The sequence below is a fragment of the Nocardia sp. CY41 genome, from assembly GCF_009829325.1.
In the GTDB taxonomy this organism is placed as follows: Bacteria; Actinomycetota; Actinomycetes; order Mycobacteriales; family Mycobacteriaceae; genus Nocardia.
The window spans coordinates 1-515 of the sequence record NZ_VUOS01000145.1 but is presented as its reverse complement, the minus strand read 5'-3'; the positions used below and the strand labels follow the sequence as shown (position 1 = coordinate 515).

General features: G+C 69.7%; 1 protein-coding gene. It reads left to right on the top strand.

The features are described 5' to 3' along the window. Positions 1 to 515: phosphopantetheine-binding protein (locus GVY64_RS37100; protein WP_159851378.1), on the top strand; the 515-nt coding region annotated here is incomplete at both ends.

Here is a 515-nt window from a genome sequence, read left to right as displayed (position 1 = left end):
ATGATTCCCGCGTCGATCATGGTGCTGGACGAGATTCCGTTGACGCCGGTGGGGAAGTTGGATCGGGCGGCGTTGCCGGAGCCGGTGTTCGCGGCGCGGGCGTTCCGGGCGCCGTCGACGCCGGTGGAGGAGATCGTCGCGGAGGTGTTCGCGGCGTTGCTGGTGCCGGAGGGGGACGGCCGCGTCGGTGCGGATGACGATTTCTTCGAGCTGGGTGGGAATTCGCTGCTGGCGGCGCAGGCGGCGGCGCGGGTCGGTTCCGCGTTGGATGTGCGGGTGCCGGTGCAGTTGTTGTTCGAGGTGAGCACGGTTGCCGGGTTGGCGGCGCGGGTGGAGGCGCATGCGGGGTCGGCGGCGGGGCAGGCGTTGCGGGCCTGGCCGCGCCCGGAGCGGGTGCCGTTGTCGTATGCCCAGCAGCGGATGTGGTTTTTGAACCGGTTCGATCCGGCGAGTGGAGTGAACAATATTCCGGTCGCGGTGCGGTTGAGCGGCGCGTTGGATGTGGCGGCGTTGCG